Origin of the sequence: Mordavella massiliensis, from assembly GCF_016902415.1 — a bacterium.
In the GTDB taxonomy this organism is placed as follows: domain Bacteria; phylum Bacillota; class Clostridia; order Lachnospirales; family Lachnospiraceae; genus Merdimonas; species Merdimonas faecigallinarum.
Genome location: NZ_JACJLV010000039.1, coordinates 1 through 18,308 on the forward strand (window position 1 = coordinate 1; position 18,308 = coordinate 18,308).

Genomic DNA, 18,308 nt, shown 5'->3' on the forward strand with positions numbered 1-18,308 from the left:
TTCCTATATTGCTCAACCAAACATTTAGCCACTAGATAATTCTCTATCCGTAAATCAAAAAGATGCTGTTTATTACTTAACTCAATTTGTTTTTTCGTCTGTAAGACAGCAATAATTGCCGTAATTACCGTTACCACGGTTAAAACTATCGTTACAATAGATAACCAAAAATTCCAATCTCTAATCATTTGCCGCCTCCTATGCCTTTGATTATAACATGCAATGTCATATTTCTCCACTTCCACCTTATGTTAATAGTAGAATAAACACATTCTTTATTATTCAAATTGCGCGATTTTGCAGGCTTTTCTACAGATAAGGTGGCATAATAAGGTATCGTCTTAGACCCCGGCCTTATTGCTATCAGAAAGCAGCTATGATATATTTATCTGGTATAATCTGGGAGAAAAAACGGATGCGATTTCTGTCAGCCCTCTAAGATACAAAGGAGGGTGATGCCAATGAACGCTATGGAAGTAATGACATTAGTGCTTGTAATCTTTGCGGCTTTATCTTACATAGATCATCATAACGACAAAAAGAAATAGCATCCCATAACCGCCTAAAGTTCGAGATGCTATCGCTTTTTTGATAGATATAACTGAGGGCATCAGATCTTGCATCTGATTACCTTTCTACCCAGATTATACACTGAGGGCTTGAATTTTTCAAGTCCTCAATTTTCTGAAGAAACTTTTTCTTTAACTAAATATATTGTTGTGCTATAATGTGTTTAAATTTTATGCACTTCGGTGGTACAAATGAAAAAGTATTTGAATAAATTTAAAATATATTGGAGTAAAGTTCCCGATTGGCTTCAAGATTCATTATCTTTCATTACTTCAATATCTGCGTTTATAGGTTTAATTTATGGTGCTGCGAAAGTAATATATAAAGCTTTGTTACAAATTACCGGCAATACACTTCCTATCGATTTTCCTTGGATTATTTGTATACTTTTACTCATTGTTATTGTATTCATGCGTTCGAAGATCAAACAATACAAAAAAAGCTTATGGACTCGATTAGAAAATGATGCCGGAAGTTATTATAGTGTATTACATGATTTCAGAAATTTCTATTTTGATATACTAACCAATCATAAAAACAAGAAATTAAGTCCAGCATTTCTTACTTCTATTACACAAAATTTTCTTGTTAATATGCTCGATAAATTATGTAATATTTATGCTGCTTACACCGGCAGCACAATTAACACCTGCATTAAACTAATCGGTAAAGAAAATGAAGAAATAAATTTTGATGAAATCGATATGGATAATGCTACTGTTTATACTTATGCACGCTCAAGTAATATTTCCAAAATGAGAGAAGATGCTTCAAATGATAAGCCCGTTTTAGTTAAAGAAAATACAGACTTTGCTTATATTATAAAACCGCCTAGCTTTTATAAAAAACAATATTTTTATGAGCAGGATCTTCACTTATTTAATGAGGCATTAAAAAAACATAAGGAAGAATACAAAAACACCAATACAGATTATTGGACGTTTTACAGAGCAGCCATTGTAGTACCCATACGAATAGCACACACGCATCTGTATTTTACTCAAAAAACAGATCCGAAAGATTATCATATTGTAGGTTTTCTGTGCATAGATACGATGTCAACAGAAGCGTTTATTCCTGAATATGAAGAACAATTTATTCAAATAGCAAAATCATTTTCTGCATTAATTTACGTTGTAATGAATAAATACGGATTTTATTTGAAAAAGTCAAAGAATGGATACAAAAGACCTCGTAAAAAAGCAATGAAAAAGGAGGAAATTTCAACTAATGATACAGAAAACAAATCGGATCTTTAAAACCATTTTGAAATTTGTATTATTTGGTAACATATATCAAAAAAGCACAGTACACGTGGAAGATTCTCCTAACAAAATCAATTACCATATGTCTTCTGTCTTTCCAGATAAAAAGACTAAGGATGAAAGTTTAAATAGTTTACACAACTTTAACTAATTATTAAGATGTGTATATCTGGGGAACATGGCTAGACTTTTTATACTTACAATAGTTCCCTAGAAAAGCTATTTTATCGGCGCATATACCGCTGTCACTATTTTCTCTTCACCACTCTCTATCTTCACATAATAATCCCGAATATAATAAGTGACATACTGCTCCTGCAGAGAATATAACTCCTGTGTCTGAAAATCAATCATACACAAGCCTATCGGACATTCCGCATCCCCATACCCATCTATTACATCAAGCAGTTTATCCAAACACGTCTGGCAGAGATATCCTCGCACCTTATCTGCATCAAAGTAATTTTCCTCACCGTATTCTATCCGTACCTCTGAGATCCTTCTAGCCTGGTTTAGATCCACATGAAAAATACAGCCGCCTTCTCCAGTCGCTGTAATCCTTGAGGAGTTCTGACCACTTATAGTTTCGTCAGTATCTTTTCCAACTCCCATATCCAGAACATACCAATTATTCAAAGAAATGATTCCCAGATCATCTTTCCCCCGGTACATTCCCATCAGGCTCCGGCTGTTGCTGCCACACAGACAGCATTCTTCTTTATTGTCCAGTGTACTCTTTACAGCTCCCTGTGTGACTTGGCATTGCTCACTTTCTTGAGAATCGATCTGCAGCGTTGACGCACGTATTGCCGGAAGGCACAAACCAATCGCAAGACCAGTAAGGAACATCAGGCCACCAATAATTATTGTAATCCGATATCGTTTCATCCACTCACCTTATCATTCTTTTAGTTGTATAAACTAATTCTATTAGAGTTACTATAACAAAATCCAGATACAAATTCATCATATAGTGCGTATTTCGTCGCTTTTTTCTTCATATTCTGCTAATTCTTTCCAATAGAAAAACCTGTGGTTTCCCACAGGCTCTTTACTCTTTCTCCGCTTCCTCGATCATCACGTCCAGAATACGATATATTTTATTTTGTTCTTTCAACGGCAGTTTCCTGATCCGCTCCTCACGTTCAATATACTGCTCATATTGTTTTACGTTCAGGACATCCGCCAGCAGATCATCTGCAGATGCGCCGATTGCATTAGCAATCTTGATAAATGTTGCAAGTTTCGGATCTTTCACATTACATTCGATGGCGCTAAGATAGGTACTGCTGATTCCGACTTTTTCTGCCAGACGCTCCTGCGTCAGCCCAGCGGCGACTCTCCCCGCCTTTATTCTTGTTCCTATCCCTTTCATCGCACCACCTCCGTTTTCTCTATCTATTAGTTAAAATCGTGTACCTCTAGTATATGTATTTCCTTCTCGTCAAAACAGTATCTATTCGTTATATAATCTCAATCTATTTGATTGACTTTCTTCTGTCACAGAAATGTCTTTAAGTGGCACATTCATGCGATTGTAACGGTAAATCCCATATGCTAAGATTGGTATTGTCAAAATTATATGCAGACGGAATACAACACACGGGATGCGCCTCTGTTCCCGGACGGTGTGGTATTTCAGGAGGTGAGAACAAACTACAACTTCATATTGATTCGGAAAGCAGTCTGATTGGCCAGGCTGCTTTCTTTTATGCTTGCGGCATGGACCGCAAAGGAGGCTGGAAACTATAAGCACCACCGGAGTCTCCTCTGAGGTTCCGGTGCAACTAAAGGAGGTACTTACGTGATTAACCCAAACCAGAAACACCGCAGGATCAACCGTGGCGCTGTCCTTTATGCAGCCTTTCTTTTTACAACGCTGCTGATCGGGAACGTACAGCCAGTCCTCGCCGCAAACATGTGGGATAAAGCGAAAGAGATCATGCAGGATGTCTATAACCAGATTGTCCTGATCTCCACGATTGCCGCTGTCGTTACAGCTTCTGTGGCTCTACTTCTGATGAATTTTTCGAAATCCGGCAAGACCGTGGATGAGTCCAGAGCATGGCTGAAACGAATCATTATTACCTGGGCCATCTTAAACGGCTTAGGTTTTATTATGGCCTACATCACCCCCTTCTTCGCTGGCGGACAGTGGAACGGTTAAAAGAAAGGGGGCGTTCTCTTGGGCATTTTAGACGGGATCGTGGAATGGATCGCAGAGCAGGTAATGAATGCGCTGGACCTGATTACCACATCCGTACTTGGTGCGCTGGGCTGCTCTATGGACACCTTCCTTCGTTATTTTCCAGCGGCGGAAGATATGTATGAGATCTTTGTTGCCCTTGCACTGGGCCTGGTCCTCTTAAACTGGATCTGGCAACTGTTCAAAAACTATTTCGCAGGTATCGGGGTGGAAGCGGAAGATCCGATCAAACTGTCTATTATGACGTTTATATTTATTTTCCTGATTTTCTATGCCAACGATATTGTAAATCTGCTTCTCGATCTTGCAGGTACTCCGTATAGCTGGATTCTTTCCGAAGATCTTCCACCGCTTGAGTTCGGCAGTTTTAACTCCGTTATCACAGTCATCTTAGGAGTCTGTGCAAACGGAGCTGTGGCTATTATCGCGCTGATTCTGGTTCTGATCCTTGCATGGAACTATATCAAATTACTGTTTGAAGCTGCAGAGAGGTACATTCTTCTCGGAGTGCTCGTTTATACTGCGCCTGTCGCCTTTGCGACCGGTGCTTCAAAGGCAACATCCAATATTTTCAAGAGCTGGTGCCGGATGCTCGGCGGCCAGTTTTTTTTATTGCTGATGAATGCCTGGTGCCTGCGGCTGTTTACAACAATGGTCGGAACCTTTCTCGCCAACCCACTTTCTCTATAAAGGAGGAATTCATGAAACATAAGAAAACTCTTATTCTCCTGCTCCTTGCAGTCTGTATCCTGTTCTGTTTCTCCAGTACTGCTTTTGCGGCAGAGCTGACAGAAGCAGAGGTTGAGCAGGCTGTGGCGGACCAGGGAAAAGAAACCGTAACCGGAAATATATTTATCTGGTTTCTATGCGCCATTGCTTTCCTGAAGGTATCGCAAAAGATCGACAGCTTCATGGCTTCCCTCGGAATTAATGTCGGCAACACCGGCGGGAATATGATGGCAGAACTTTTAATCGCCGGCCGCGGTCTTTCAGGCGCCCTCCGTGGTCATGGTGGCGGAGGCGGATACCGCAAAGCATCGTCGCCCGGAAGCGCCGCAGTTGGCGGAAGTTTTCTCTCCGGCGGGCTCGCCGGTGCAGTCGGACGACAGATGGAACGCAGTGCTGTCAATGCAGCGACCGGTTATTCCGAAGGCGGCAGCATCGGGAATTCCATTTATCAGTCTTCCCTGCAGAAAGGCGGAGATTTCGCCAACCGGGTGATCGGTGATATTGCCAAAGGCAGCTACGGACAGGTCGGTTCAATTACCGGTGATGATGCTGCGAAAGCCTACGCTTCCTATATGGGATTGCGCTCTGGCGATACAGAAGGCACATCTACCTCTGAACCGCTCCCGCAGTACTCCAATATGGAGATTGGCGGCGGACGCATTACCGGTACAGAAACTACAAATGGAACATCCCGGGATTTTGCCATGTATCTATCGGATCAGTATATGGCTCCCACAAACGGCGACTATGAAACCGTTCAGTCCGTAGACGGTGCCACCTGGTATAAACAATACGCACAGGACACAGTAGAAAAGAAACCTTATCAGGATGACAACGGAGCCGTTGCCTACCAGGAATCCATTGTCCAGAAAGTTCCGCCTGCTCCTGCGCGTAAGGATCGCATCTAAATATGGCGGAACAACAGAGTGGATTGGATGAAGCAGTTCAGGTAGGCACATCCGCTGTTTCCCATATCCGGTCGCTTCGAACCTTCTCCCTATTTGCCAAGAGTGCAAAAGGCGCTGCTGTCGCAGGACCTTTGGGAGCTGCCCTCAGTCTTGCAATCGCGAACCGGCATACCATCTTGAAAATCCTGGCAGCGCTCCTTGCGATTCCGATTCTGGCAGTCCTTTTTATTCTTATGCTCCCCGGCCTGATCTTCGGTTCCTTAACCGATGATACCGGCGCACTCAATGATAATGACCTGATCCAGAAGAACCTGCAAAGCGCAAACCAGGCAATCGTCGAGGTGCTGGAAGAGTGCCATGATGAAGTTCTGGCTGAGGTTAATGCAGCCATTGAAGCTCTTCCAGAAGGGGATACTGCTGTAATCACAGATCCCTATGCCAATATGATTGCTGTCAATGCCAATCAGTTGATTGCCCAGTTCTGTGCAAGTCAGGAGGATTACAAAAATATCAACACAAACCAGCTAAAGGCGCTGATCCGGGAAAACAAAGAAGGGCTTTTTTCTTATACTGTTTCTTCTGAGGAGGTAACTGTAGAAGCAGAAGAAGGTTCCGAGCCAGTAACTTTTATCCGGCATACCTATTATATTCAATATGCCGGGGATACTTATTTTTCAGACCATGTGTTTCATCTGGACGATGAACAGAAAGAGCTTGCTTCTGACTATGCGGAAAACCTGACCACATTTTTTGGAGGAAGCGCCTCTGGTGTGGCCGTTGCCAACGTCTCTGCAGAAGTCGAGGCTTACCGAAGCACTGTACAGCGGATTGCGGCTCAATATGGCATGAGCGATTACGTGGAACTTGTTCTGGCTGTGATGATGCAGGAATCCGGCGGACAGGGAAGTGATCCCATGCAGGCATCTGAGAGCGGTTATAACACACGCTACCCAAGAACGCCCGGAGGGATTACAGATCCGGAATATTCTATCGAATGCGGGATACAGGCACTCAGAGCCGTCCTGACAAAAGCAGGGTGTACCGGGCCGACCGACCTGGACCGGATTAAATTGGCCCTTCAGGGCTATAATTTCGGTTCCGCTTACATTGACTGGGCAATGGAACGCGACGGCGGATATACGAAAGAAAACGCAGCCGCCTATTCTGATATGATGTGTTCCCGCCCAGGCTGGAACTATTCCGTATACGGCGATAAGGACTATGTGGATCATGTTCTGAGATATTACGTGATCATGTCAACCGGTGGGAATTATCCGGCAAACGGAATGCAGATCCCACTCTACATCCAGACCGAATATTCCAATATTCCTTACGGGTCCGGTTCTATTGCCGACTGTGGCTGCGGGCCTACGGCTTTCGCCATGATTGCAAGCTATCTGACCGACTCGACGATTACTCCTGCAGATGCGGTCGCATGGTGCGGAAACGCTTACTATTCGTTTGGATATGGAACAAAGTGGTCCTATTTTCAGGCAGCCTCCGATCACTTCGGATGCGGAACTGTTACAACAACTACGGATGCGAATACCGTGCTGCAGTCTCTCTCCCAGGGCTGTCCGGTAATCTCTTCTCAGATGCCGGGCCTGTTTACTTCCGGCGGACACTTCATCGTGTTGCGGGGAGTTACTGCAAACGGTAAAGTCCTAGTCAATGATCCGAATGACAGTGACCAAAAAAACTATGTAAACCGGAAATTCGATATGATGACGGAGATTCACGCAACCTCCCGTCAGTATTGGATTTTCCCTGCAAAATAAAGGAGTTTTTACACAATGAGCAGACTTAGGGTAATTCTTGCCATTTTGCTGTTGATCATTCTGGTGGTCATCGGGATCATACTTCCCAACCTCTGGAAATCAGGCAAAAATACTTCAGAAAAACAAACAGATCTGGCAAGCTCTGACCGGGAAGACTCAACGCCCAATGAAGAGATGACAGATTTGGAATATACCGGATTTGAAAAGCTGTCTCCTTTTTTCCCCGACAGCATAACTGCAGATTTAAAGGCTCTGTTTCCTGTTTATCTGCAGAATTCAGGACGGATCGAAATTAAATCCGTTACTTTCCTTCCGGATGAAACCACATATCCGGATAACAATACAACCAGACTTTTCTTCCTGCTTTCTGACAGCACCCGGCTGCCGGTTCAATATATCGGTGATCTGGGTGTTCTTTTATTCGGGGATGAAGAGGCTGAGTTTCCGACAGAACAGCGGAGTTACGAAAAGCAGACGGATGACTCGCTGCCTACGGTTACAACCGATCAGGTGGAAAACAGGCAGGAAGGCGGTTATGACGATATCTCCTCATCGCAGCCTGCTGAATCGGAGGTGAGCAAATGAGCGAACAGGAAAATCAGAAACCCACTCTCATCCCGCCGAATTTTATTGAAAAAGGGAAGATCTTCGGTGGTATGTTTGACATTCGCAATGCGATTGAAGGCGGCGTTATTGCTGCCTTAATCACTTATCCGGTTCTGCAGCTTCCCTTCTCGGTAACTGTACGGATCATCATTCTCTGCATGACTGCGCTTCCTCTTTTTATGATCTCACTGATCGGAATCGGAGGAATGAGCATCACTGCTTTTCTTGGCAGCGCTCTTCTTTTTATCAAGGATCGGCGGATCATTTATCGGTCGGACAAGATTCCGGATGCTCCCGCTCCAAAGCAGAGAGTGAAATCCCGCAGTAAGGAGCCGAAGCCGAAGAAAACAAAAAAGAAACGTCGTTCTGCACGTGATGGCAATGACAATCGGACCAAAGCTGCTAAGGAGAAAGAGACACTCGTTAAAAAAAAAGAGCGTCGTCAGTTTGATACATCAACCAAGCATGGAATCCGCAGACAGGCCCGGGAGGATATCCGAATTTTAAAATATGAAAAAAGACAGGAAAAACATCAGAAAATTCAGGCTCAGAAAGCAGCCCGGTCCGCGCAGAAACAGGCAGCCCGCAAGGAGCGACAGGATGCGCGGGATGCGAAAAAGGCGGATAAGCAGGCGAAACGGAATGCGCGATATGCTGAGCAGAAAACGGCCTCTGTCCAGAAACAGAAGTCCGCCGATAAAAAACGGAAGGATCAGATACTTGAGGATTATCTTCCTATCGAAAAGATCATGAACGGTATCGTTTATACGACGGATCACCGTTATATAAAAATTCTGGAGATTGATCCGATTAACTTTCTTCTTAGAAGCGCTCGGGAACAACAGGGAATTATTTACAGCTTTATCTCATATCTGAAGATCAGCCCTGTGAAGCTGCAGATCAAGATGATCTCTAAAAAGGCAGATATCAACAAACATCTGGAGCAGGCTGCACTGGAGCTGGATCGTGAAACCGATCCTCACTGTCGGGAACTGCAGAAAGATTACATTCAGTTTGTACAAAAATTGAGTTCAAGGGAGGCCGTCTCGCGACGGTTTTTTCTTATTTTTGAGTATGAGCCTTTTAATACAAATCGAAAAGAAGAGGAAAAAGACATCATTGCTCAGTTAGAAACAGCAGCACAGACGGCCCAAACCTATCTCTTCCAATGTGGAAATATTGTGGCAGAACATGACAATGAAGACGAATTTACTACAGATGTCCTTTATACCCTTCTGAACCGAAGCCTTTGTGCGTCTAAGCCTCTGCCCGACCGTATTCGCGAGGTACTGGATCGGTATGTTGCTGAGAATCGGGAATCAGAGGCAGACCATATTCGGATGAATGAGTTTATCGCTCCGGAGTCCATAGATTTCCGCCATGCAAATTATATCGTCATCAACGGTGTATACCATTCTTACCTGATGGTTCCCAGTGACGGCTATAAAAATCTGGTGTATCCGGGCTGGCTGTCCTTACTCATCAACGCAGGGGAAGGGATTGACGTGGATCTGTATCTGCAGAAACAGCCAAAGGATAAAATCCAGCAGCGTCTTGGCCAGCAGATCCGGATCAACCGTTCCAAATTGAAAGATGCTTCTGATACAAATACGGATTATGACGATCTGGACTCTGCCATCCGCGCTGGTTATTACTTAAAGCAGGGGCTTGCCAATAACGAAGACTTTTATTATATGAACCTTCTGATCACCATTACAGCCTCCTCCCTTGAGGAGCTTGAATGGCGGATTCAGGAGATGAAGAAACTGCTGATCTCACAGGATATGGATCTGCGTTCCTGCTATTTTCTTCAGGAGCGCGCTTTCTTATCTACTCTGCCGCTGATGAATCTGGACAAAAAGCTGTTCCAGCTGTCCAAACGGAATGTCCTGACCAGCGGCGCAGCCACCTGCTATCCTTTTGTGAGCTATTCCATATGTGACGATAATGGAATCCTGTTTGGCGTAAATAAGCATAATAACAGCCTTGTAATTGCAGACATATTTGATTCCCGTCAATACAAGAATTCCAACATCTGTATTCTGGGATGCTCCGGGGCAGGGAAAACCTTCACCATGCAGACCATGGCACTGCGGATGCGGCGCAAAGGCATCCAGGTTTTCATCATCGCTCCGCTCAAAGGCCATGAATTCTATCGGGCCTGCAAGAATGTAGGCGGTGAATTCATCAAGATCTCGCCCGCCAGCTTAAGCTGCATCAACATCATGGAGATCCGCAAGGTGGATAACTCCGTAAACGAGCTGCTCGACGGGCCGACTATGGATACTTCGGCTCTGGCTGCTAAGATCCAGAAACTGCACATTTTTTTCAGTCTGCTCATCCCGGATATGACGCACGAAGAACGGCAGCTTTTAGATGAGGCTCTGATTAAGACCTATGCATTAAAAGGGATCACTCATAAAAATGAATCCCTGATCGATCCGGAACACCCGGACCGTTATAAGGAGATGCCGGTTCTGGAGGATGTCTATAACATCCTGGTAAAAAGCGAGGATACCAAGCGCCTTGCTCATATTCTGAATCGTCTGGTTCACGGATCTGCTTCCTCATTTAATCAGCATACGAATGTGGACCTGACAAATAAATATACTGTCCTGGATATTTCGGAGCTGACCGGGGATCTTTTGACGGTCGGCATGTTTGTAGCTCTGGATTATGTCTGGGATAAAGCAAAAGAAAACCGCACGGAAGAAAAAGCGGTATTTGTCGATGAAGTCTGGCAGTTGATCGGCGCTGCCAGCAACCGTCTGGCGGCGGAATTTGTACTGGAGATTGCCAAAGTCATCCGTGCCTATTCTGGCGCGGGTATTTTTGCAACTCAGGATCTCAATGATTTTTTTGCGTTGGATGACGGGAAGTACGGGAAGGGGATCATAAACAACTGCAAAACCAAAATCGTCCTCAACATGGAGGATGAGGAGGCGCAGCGTGTGAAGAACATTCTCCGGCTGTCTGAAACGGAGGTGATGAACATTACCCACTTCCAGCGCGGGAACGGCCTGATATCCACCAATAATAATAACATCACAGTGGAGTTCAAGGCATCAAATTTAGAAAAGGAACTGATTACGACGGACCGGCAGGAGCTTCTGGAACTTCTGGAGCGTCAAAAACAGAAAGCCGGCTAAAAGTTCCCATAGGTTACAGGCGGCAGTCATACATTTCTGCCGCCTTTTATGGATTTATTTTTAAGGAGGAGAATTATGCGAAAAAAGATAACAACTACCGCAAAACGGCTGTTTGCTTTTATCCTGACTGCTGTAATTACAGTCGGAACACTTGCTGCAAATCAGCTTCCGGTTCATGCGGCTGACGGAACGCTGAATTTCCATGCAGGTGATTTAATCTCCTATGGAGATTACTATACCTCGCGGATGACAGTTGACGGGAGCAATACCGCCTACTGCGTGCAGCCGATGATGAAGACACCTGAGTCCGGAACCTACTCATATGACCTGCTTTCCAGCGGCTCTGCACTGCGCAAAGCACTTTACTATCTGCCGGGTGGATATGGCTATGAAAAAGAAAATATTCAGAGTCAGTATTTAAGCGGATGGTCTGAAACCAACTGTTATGTCATCGGTCATCTGACTGCATCCTATGTATATGCGGACTATGATGCCGGAAGCGGAGCCTTCTACGGCGCACCCCAGAACTATATTGATAAAGCGGTGGAGATTGCAAATGCAATAAAGAATCTTCCAAATCCCCCGTCTTCCTTCCGCGCATTTATCATTCCATCATCCAGCAGTCAGACCGTTGCAGGAAGCTGGTATGAGAAACCTTATGGATGGATTGAGATTCAGAAGTCTTCAGCAAACGCGGGCGTCTCTAACGGCAATGGAAATTACAGCCTGAAAGGAGCGCAGTACGGGATCTATCAGGGCGAATCACTCATTGAAACGCTGGTGACAGATGCCAACGGTTATGCAAAATCTGGTGAGCTGGAGGAAGGGAATTACACAGTAAAAGAAATCTCCGCTTCCAAAGGATATATCGTAGATACACAGGCTCACAACGTTACAGTTTCTTCAGATGCTACAAGCACTGCAGAGGTAACTGAGATTCCTATTAATAATCCCATTGACCTTGTTCTGCAGAAGCTGGATAAAGAACTGGAGGCTTCCACGCCCCAGGGCGCTGCTTCTCTTGCCGGGGCCGAATTCACGGTTAAGTTCTATACCCAGCAGTCCGACGCTGATCCTGCCGCGGACGGCGCTAAACCTGTAAGAACATGGGTACTGAAGACCGGCTCTGACGGGGCATTAAAATTTACTGAGGATGCCCTTGTATCCGGTGATAACTTTTACTATACAAGCGACGGCAGTACCATCTGTCTCCCCCTTGGCACCGTGACTGTACAGGAAACGAAAGCACCTGCAGGATATTTTGTAAATGACACCATCTTTGTGCAGAAAATATCCGGTACAAGCGAATCGGAAACCATAAATGTTTATCAGTCGTCCGAAGTACCTGAGCAGATCTACCGCGGCGGCGTACAGATCCAGAAACGGGATCTGGAAACCGGGGAAGCTGCTGCACAGGGGAATGCTACCCTGGAAGGTGCGGAATTTACCATTATTACACTGAATGAAAATCCGGTGATCGTAAATGGGGAAACATACGAAAATGGGGAAGCTGTCCTGACACTGACTACGGATGAAAACGGACTTGCTTCCACAGCTGCGGATACTCTTCCTTATGGTCATTACCGTGTTGACGAAACGAAAGCTCCTGAAGGATATCTGAATGAAGGCCGTATTTCCCTTGAATTTGATATCACAGAAGATGGAAAAATCGTTGAACTGACCGCAGAAGATCAGTCCATCTCTAATCAGGTGATCCGCGGGGATCTGGAGCTTGTAAAGGTAAGCGATGGGGATTTAAGCCGTCTGGCTGGTGTTCCTTTCACCATTACTTCTAAAACAACAGGTGAAAGCCATACGATCGTAACCGACCGGAATGGTTATGCCAGCACTTCTGCAGAATGGAATAAGCATACTTCCAACACCAACCGCGGGGAAACAGCGGAGGATGGCATATGGTTCGGTTCCTCTGATCCGGATGATTCCAAAGGAGCGCTGATCTATGATACATACACAGTCGAAGAACAGCGCTGCGAAGCCAATGAAGGCCGGAATCTTCTGTCCTTTGATGTAGAAGTATACAGAGACTCCGTAACCATCGATCTTGGCACATTGACGAATGATAAAGTCGAGATTGCTACAACCGCACTGGATAAGGAAAGCGGCTCACAGATGGCAAAACCGGATGACAAAGTTACGATTGTAGATACCGTTGAATTCGAGGGGCTCAAGAAAGGTGTGGAGTACAAGGTTATCGGTACTCTGATGAATAAGGAAACCGGGGAAGCTCTTGAGATTAACGGTGAGCCGATTACTTCCGAAACCACATTTACAGCGAAAAAATCAACCGGCAGTGCAGAAGTAGAATTTACATTTGATGCGACAGGCCTGGAGGGAACCACAGTGGTCTGCTTCGAAGAACTGTGGCAGGAAGACTTAAAACTTGCTGTTCACGCTGATATTTCAGATCAGGATCAGTCGATCTATTTTCCGTCTGTCGGTACACAGGTAAAAGATTCTGAAACTGGAGCGCAGATTGCCCATGCGGATGAAGAAGTCACTTTGATTGATACAGTATCCTATGCAAATGTGCAGCCCGGAGAAGAACTGACGCTTCAGGGAGTATTAATGGATAAAGAAACCGGTGAGGAACTCCTGATTGATGGCGAACCGATTACGGCAGAAACTACATTTACACCGGAAGAATCAGCCAGCACCGTAGATGTCGAATTCACGTTTAATGCGTCAGAAGTATCCGGAAAAACATTGGTTGTCTTCGAGTCACTGTTATATAAAGGTGAAGAAATTGCCCGGCACAAGGATCTCGACTCACCTGAGCAGACGCTGGTGCTTCCTTCTGTTAATACTACGGCCACAAATCCGGATACCGGCAGCCAGATTGGACTTACTCAGGAAGAAGCCTCCATACAGGATGTTGCAGAATACACGAACTTGATTCCCGGGGAAACATTCACGATTCGCGGCGTGTTGATGGATCAGGAGACGGAAGAAGAATTTCTCATCAATGAGCAGCCGGTCACTGCAGAAGCTGAGTTTACACCGGAAGAATCTTCCGGATCTGTGGAGCTTTCCTTCCACTTCGATGCTTCCGCACTTTCAGGGAAGACATTAGTTGTCTATGAAGAGATCCTCTATAAAGATCAGGTTGTCGCTTCGCACCGGCAGATTGATTCTCCCTCCCAGTCCATCTACTATCCTGAAATCGGAACAACTGCATCGGACGCAGATGACGGAGATCAGGAGGCACTTGCTGATGAGGAAGTAACGATCAAAGATGAGATTGCCTATAAGAATCTGGTTCCTGGACTTACCTTCCGTGCAGAAGGGGTATTGATGGATAAAGAAACCGGAGAACAGCTTTTGATCGACGACCAGCCGGTTACATCTGAGGTGGAATTTACTCCGGAAGAAAGTTCCGGTACAGTTGAGGTATCTTTTACCTTCAACGGAAGCAATCTGGCCGGGAAAACTCTCGTCGTATTCGAAAAACTTTATCTCATATCCGGTGACTCGGAAATCCCGGTTGCTTCACACGAAGATCTGGAAAGCACGGAACAGTCTGTTCTGCTTTCCGAGAATCCGCCCGAAGTGCCTGAAGAGGATACTCCGGATGTATCTGCCCCGGTAAAAACAGGCGATGAAACCAACTTGATGCTCTATTTGATCATCGGCGGCGTCGCTATTCTCGTATTAGCCGGAACCGGCGGATATCTGCTCTATAAGCGCAGACACAACAACAAGAACTCATAATCGTAAGGGCCCGGTTTCATAAGCCGGGTCCTTTTCTCAGGTGGTGAAATCATGATGCTTTATTCAGATCCCAAGCTGTTATGCCGCTTTCTCTCCCTTTGCGGAGGGAACTGGCATAACACGATATATGTTACCTGCGGAAATTGTCTCTATGATAATCCCTGCAGGCAAAGCGACTTTTTGTTTCTTCCCGATAAGCAGGGAACCCCCGTATGCCTCCGCGCTGAAGATGCATTGGTTATCTTCCCGGAACGGCCGGAAGCGTCAGAATGCCTCTTTTCTCTTACCATTCGTCAGTTCCGGAATATGTATAAAGCGTATTTTGAACAGCTGCCGGAAGGAATGTGTCCGCTTCAGTGGTCCGTCAAAACGCTCACAGATACTTTGTATAATTGGTAATTTTGCGCTTTTGGCATAAGGACCGTATATTTATTTAAGAAAAAGGAAAGGAGCTGCATAGTAATGATGATTCAGATCGTAAAACAGATTGACCAGATTTTCCAGACTTTAATCTTTCTGCCGGTCCTTTTTTTACTTCTGTACCACTTTCGGGTATTCAAAAAAGAGCGGCCTCGTATCCGCAGCATCCATAAGCTCTGCGTCGTACTGATCCTGATCTTTTTAGTACGCTGTTTCCTTGCGCAGTTCATTTTCACTCCGGTCAATTACAACCGGTTTACGGATGAGGGATACTTTCCCCTTATAAAAGCGCTTTTCTACTCTGAATAACATTTTCTGGGGGAAATCACCAGAATTTGAATAATCCGAACCAGTTTTGGCGGTTTCCCCCTCGTATCTCATCACCTGTCTTTTTACAATAAGAACAAAGAGAGGTGAATCCCTATGAAACAAAAACATGAAATCCGCTGCAATTATTGCGGCAGCCCTGCAATCTTAAAACCCGCCTCTGAGATCTTCCATGATCCAAAACAGAAGGGATATGTCTATGTATGCAGCCATTATCCTTCCTGTGATGCTTATGTGAGTGTACATCCCGGAACGAAAACTCCTATGGGAAGTCTGGCTAATGCCGCTCTTCGGAAGAAACGGATTCTTGCTCACCAGGCATTTGACCAGATTTGGAAACGGCAGATTATGTCACGCAAGCAGGCATATTACTGGCTGTCAGACAAGCTGGGAACTGATCCGGTGCATACACATATTGCACAGTTTGGTGACTACCGCTGTGATCAGGTAATCCGGGAATCCCGGAAAGTGCTTATCAACAACCGACAGAATGTATCGGCTGCATGAAAGGCGGTGAACATCATGGCTAAATATTCCCTGATGCCGGATCAGCAGAAACTGGTAGAAGAACACTTATATTTAGTAGAGATTGCTGTAAAACAATATATACACGCATTTGGACGAACTCCGGGGATTGAATGGGATGACTTGTATCAGACCGGCTGTCTTGCCCTCTGTAATGCAGCACACTGCTATAATCCGGAATTTCCATTTCCGCCGTATGCGGTCAAAGCGATCCGGAATGCACTGCACGATTACTGCTGGAGCACCGTCCAGTATCACAAACTGCTCTGTCCTCTGGACGATACCCCGGAGCCACAGGATACTGTAGCCGTGGAACCCTTCACCGTGATCCAGGGAACCCAGATTGCCGAAATCCTCCAGCAAAGGCAGCGTGACAGCAAAGGGGTTGTTCAAAAAGGGATCTACTCCCTTATGAAAAAATCAGAGGGATACAACAGCGTTGATATTTCCAAGGATTTCGGTGTATCCCCGAATTCTGTCCGGGCCTGGATGAGCCTGGCTGCAAAATATCTGCGGGAAGACACGGAATTAAATCAGCTTTTAGCGTAAGGAAGGAGAAAAAATTATGCTGACACTATTTACAGCCGTAGGACATCTGACGATGCAGAAAACAGAATATGGGAAACGCCTCCCCATTGTTCGAGTCAATAAAAAAGAGTATGCCGTTGCGCCCCGGGAACTCATTCTCTGGTCCGGTCTGGCTTTCCAGATCCTCACCAAAGAAGAGCTGCTCCGGTTCTATCAGGTAGGAATCAAACACCAGAATTTGCCCGGAGATCCGGACTTCGACTATATTCTGCGGAGACTACTCATCCGGGGGCTTGTTGTAAATGGAACCGGCTGTACGGCTGTAGATGCTCTTTATCATCTCCTCGGGCAGCTTCATATTGCTCCAGTAAATGAGGCTTTCCACGTTCGGCTTTTTGCCTGTATCAAGCTCTGGCTGAGTGGACGTCTGCCGCTTTACAGGATACCTCATTATTTGAAGCGGCCTGAGAATACGCCAATTGAAGCCCTGATCCTGAAGCTGGCACAGCATCTTTCCTTCTCAGTAGCCGAGCTGATCGGATTTGTAGATCCTTCCTCTTTGCCGGAGGTGCCTGATCTGATAGGATTACCGGATTCGCCGGATGCTCAGCGACTGACAAATCCGGAAAGGCCGGAAGATATCGAACAGACTGTACTGGACCATGTTCAGTATCCGGTTCTTGAAGGGATTGCGAATTTATACCTAAAGAAACAGATTATTTTTCAAAAATAAGGAGTTACTATGCCAAAACCATTATTTTCGAAGCTGGTTGCAGTTGCTGCAATCGGCTTTCTTTGTTTGCTGGGCGGAAGCGTCTATGGCTTAAGCACCGGAGATCGTATCCTTCTGATGTTGAGTATCCTCATTGGTGCCTGCAGCCTGATCCGCTTCTTGCTCCTGTTAAGAGATATCAGATCCGGATCTTATTATGTCCTCTCCGGAATATGTGTAAAAAGAGAGCCTTCCCTTTTTAAGAAGAGTCAACAGATTACATTTAAGTCAGATGAGGGGAAAGAATATCATTTTACATTTGAGAAAAGTATAAAGCTGCTGGAAGGACATCACTATAGGCTATATTTTCGTAAAAATTCCAGTAGTACTGAAGCGATTGGTTCATCCGCTTCGGATCTGTTGGGATTTGAAGAGGCAATATCTTCTGTGAATAATTCCTAAATTTTTTATGATATCTGTTTAGAAAGACACTGGGATAGAAAATTTAGATTTTCTCCCCAGTGCATTAGAAAACAATGTCTTATCATCTGCAATCAGATATTGACTTTTTAAGTTTTTTGCATATACTACAGTACAGAATCGGCGAGCAAAACAGAACATTTGTTCTGCGCCTCTTGACATTTCCTTATTATTTGCTATAATATAATTAGCTCATCTACCAGATGTAGAAGGAGTTCCTGAAGGCGTTTCACATAGTGAGGCGCCTTTTGCTGTATCCTTTTTATATTGATAATATTTTTTTAGTTTCTTCTGTAATGTATGTTCTCTCTCAATATAAAATGCAGTAATAAGAAGACAATAAGTTTTTCTTTTTTCAATAACAACCATATATTTC

15 protein-coding genes and 1 pseudogene are annotated in these 18,308 nt (G+C 44.9%); 12 read left to right on the forward strand and 4 right to left on the reverse strand.

Going from position 1 to position 18,308, the window contains the following annotated elements; genetic code table 11:
- A pseudogene (locus H6A13_RS10395) lies at positions 1–188 on the reverse strand (hypothetical protein); the annotation flags it as partial.
- Positions 189–761: 573 nt separating this feature from the next.
- On the opposite strand from H6A13_RS10395, the gene H6A13_RS10400 reads away from it, so the two are divergent.
- Positions 762–1,829 (forward strand): hypothetical protein, encoded by a 1,068-nt coding sequence (locus H6A13_RS10400; protein ID WP_204909516.1) that lies wholly within the window; start codon positions 762–764, stop codon positions 1,827–1,829.
- Between the two features lie 225 nt (positions 1,830–2,054).
- On the opposite strand, the gene H6A13_RS10405 is transcribed toward H6A13_RS10400, so the two are convergent.
- Positions 2,055–2,507, reverse strand: coding sequence for a hypothetical protein (locus H6A13_RS10405; RefSeq protein WP_204909517.1), 453 nt, complete (start codon positions 2,505–2,507; stop codon positions 2,055–2,057).
- 379 nt (positions 2,508–2,886) lie between these two features.
- Positions 2,887–3,210 carry a helix-turn-helix domain-containing protein gene (locus H6A13_RS10410; protein ID WP_087150776.1) on the reverse strand — a complete coding sequence of 108 codons (324 nt, stop codon included), beginning with the start codon at positions 3,208–3,210 and terminating at the stop codon, positions 2,887–2,889.
- A 429-nt stretch (positions 3,211–3,639) separates the two neighbouring features.
- On the opposite strand from H6A13_RS10410, the gene H6A13_RS10415 reads away from it, so the two are divergent.
- The 11 genes from H6A13_RS10415 (at position 3,640) to H6A13_RS10465 (ending at position 17,914) form a co-directional block, all read left to right on the forward strand.
- Positions 3,640–4,002: a fimbrial protein gene (locus H6A13_RS10415; protein WP_171031501.1), complete on the forward strand. Its 363-nt coding sequence runs from the start codon at positions 3,640–3,642 to the stop codon at positions 4,000–4,002.
- An 18-nt stretch (positions 4,003–4,020) separates the two neighbouring features.
- Positions 4,021–4,731: a hypothetical protein gene (locus H6A13_RS10420; RefSeq protein WP_087150775.1), complete on the forward strand. Its 711-nt coding sequence runs from the start codon at positions 4,021–4,023 to the stop codon at positions 4,729–4,731.
- Positions 4,732–4,742: 11 nt separating this feature from the next.
- Entirely contained in the window at positions 4,743–5,678 is a 936-nt protein-coding gene (locus tag H6A13_RS10425; protein WP_204909518.1) for a hypothetical protein, read from the forward strand.
- Between the two features lie 2 nt (positions 5,679–5,680).
- Positions 5,681–7,456: a lysozyme family protein gene (locus tag H6A13_RS10430; RefSeq protein WP_204909519.1), complete on the forward strand. Its 1,776-nt coding sequence runs from the start codon at positions 5,681–5,683 to the stop codon at positions 7,454–7,456.
- Positions 7,457–7,471: 15 nt separating this feature from the next.
- Positions 7,472–8,041 (forward strand): DUF5038 domain-containing protein, encoded by a 570-nt coding sequence (locus H6A13_RS10435; RefSeq protein WP_138302970.1) that lies wholly within the window; start codon positions 7,472–7,474, stop codon positions 8,039–8,041.
- Positions 8,038–11,211 carry a TraG/VirB4 family ATPase gene (locus tag H6A13_RS10440; RefSeq protein WP_204909520.1) on the forward strand — a complete coding sequence of 1,058 codons (3,174 nt, stop codon included), beginning with the start codon at positions 8,038–8,040 and terminating at the stop codon, positions 11,209–11,211. Before H6A13_RS10435 ends, H6A13_RS10440 begins: the two co-directional genes overlap by 4 nt.
- 75 nt (positions 11,212–11,286) lie before the next feature.
- Positions 11,287–14,940: a VaFE repeat-containing surface-anchored protein gene (locus H6A13_RS10445; RefSeq protein ID WP_204909521.1), complete on the forward strand. Its 3,654-nt coding sequence runs from the start codon at positions 11,287–11,289 to the stop codon at positions 14,938–14,940.
- 843 nt (positions 14,941–15,783) lie between these two features.
- Positions 15,784–16,194, forward strand: a complete 411-nt coding sequence (locus tag H6A13_RS10450) for a zinc-finger-containing protein (protein ID WP_204909522.1) — start codon at positions 15,784–15,786, stop codon at positions 16,192–16,194.
- A 15-nt stretch (positions 16,195–16,209) separates the two neighbouring features.
- Entirely contained in the window at positions 16,210–16,761 is a 552-nt protein-coding gene (locus tag H6A13_RS10455; RefSeq protein WP_204909523.1) for a sigma-70 family RNA polymerase sigma factor, read from the forward strand.
- A 16-nt stretch (positions 16,762–16,777) separates the two neighbouring features.
- Positions 16,778–17,473 (forward strand): hypothetical protein, encoded by a 696-nt coding sequence (locus tag H6A13_RS10460; protein WP_087150765.1) that lies wholly within the window; start codon positions 16,778–16,780, stop codon positions 17,471–17,473.
- A gap of 9 nt (positions 17,474–17,482) precedes the next feature.
- The gene (locus tag H6A13_RS10465; RefSeq protein ID WP_087150764.1) at positions 17,483–17,914 is read left to right on the forward strand and encodes a hypothetical protein; all 432 of its coding nucleotides are present in this window, start codon (positions 17,483–17,485) and stop codon (positions 17,912–17,914) included.
- A 210-nt stretch (positions 17,915–18,124) separates the two neighbouring features.
- On the opposite strand, the gene H6A13_RS10470 is transcribed toward H6A13_RS10465, so the two are convergent.
- Positions 18,125–18,308 (reverse strand): hypothetical protein (locus H6A13_RS10470; RefSeq protein WP_204909524.1); only part of this gene is annotated, 184 nt, incomplete at its 5' end.

Excerpts from the sequence above, each read along its gene's own strand:
- H6A13_RS10465 (WP_087150764.1), top strand. The coding sequence starts at position 17,483 with ATGCCAAAACCATTATTTTCGAAGCTGGTTGCAGTTGCTGCAATCGGC.
- H6A13_RS10410 (WP_087150776.1), bottom strand. The coding sequence starts at position 3,210 with ATGAAAGGGATAGGAACAAGAATAAAGGCGGGGAGAGTCGCCGCTGGG.
- H6A13_RS10460 (WP_087150765.1), top strand. The coding sequence starts at position 16,778 with ATGCTGACACTATTTACAGCCGTAGGACATCTGACGATGCAGAAAACA.
- H6A13_RS10450 (WP_204909522.1), top strand. The coding sequence starts at position 15,784 with ATGAAACAAAAACATGAAATCCGCTGCAATTATTGCGGCAGCCCTGCA.
- H6A13_RS10445 (WP_204909521.1), top strand. The coding sequence starts at position 11,287 with ATGCGAAAAAAGATAACAACTACCGCAAAACGGCTGTTTGCTTTTATC.
- H6A13_RS10425 (WP_204909518.1), top strand. The coding sequence starts at position 4,743 with ATGAAACATAAGAAAACTCTTATTCTCCTGCTCCTTGCAGTCTGTATC.
- H6A13_RS10440 (WP_204909520.1), top strand. The coding sequence starts at position 8,038 with ATGAGCGAACAGGAAAATCAGAAACCCACTCTCATCCCGCCGAATTTT.
- H6A13_RS10400 (WP_204909516.1), top strand. The coding sequence starts at position 762 with ATGAAAAAGTATTTGAATAAATTTAAAATATATTGGAGTAAAGTTCCC.
- H6A13_RS10435 (WP_138302970.1), top strand. The coding sequence starts at position 7,472 with ATGAGCAGACTTAGGGTAATTCTTGCCATTTTGCTGTTGATCATTCTG.
- H6A13_RS10430 (WP_204909519.1), top strand. The coding sequence starts at position 5,681 with ATGGCGGAACAACAGAGTGGATTGGATGAAGCAGTTCAGGTAGGCACA.
- H6A13_RS10455 (WP_204909523.1), top strand. The coding sequence starts at position 16,210 with ATGGCTAAATATTCCCTGATGCCGGATCAGCAGAAACTGGTAGAAGAA.
- H6A13_RS10405 (WP_204909517.1), bottom strand. The coding sequence starts at position 2,507 with ATGTACCGGGGGAAAGATGATCTGGGAATCATTTCTTTGAATAATTGG.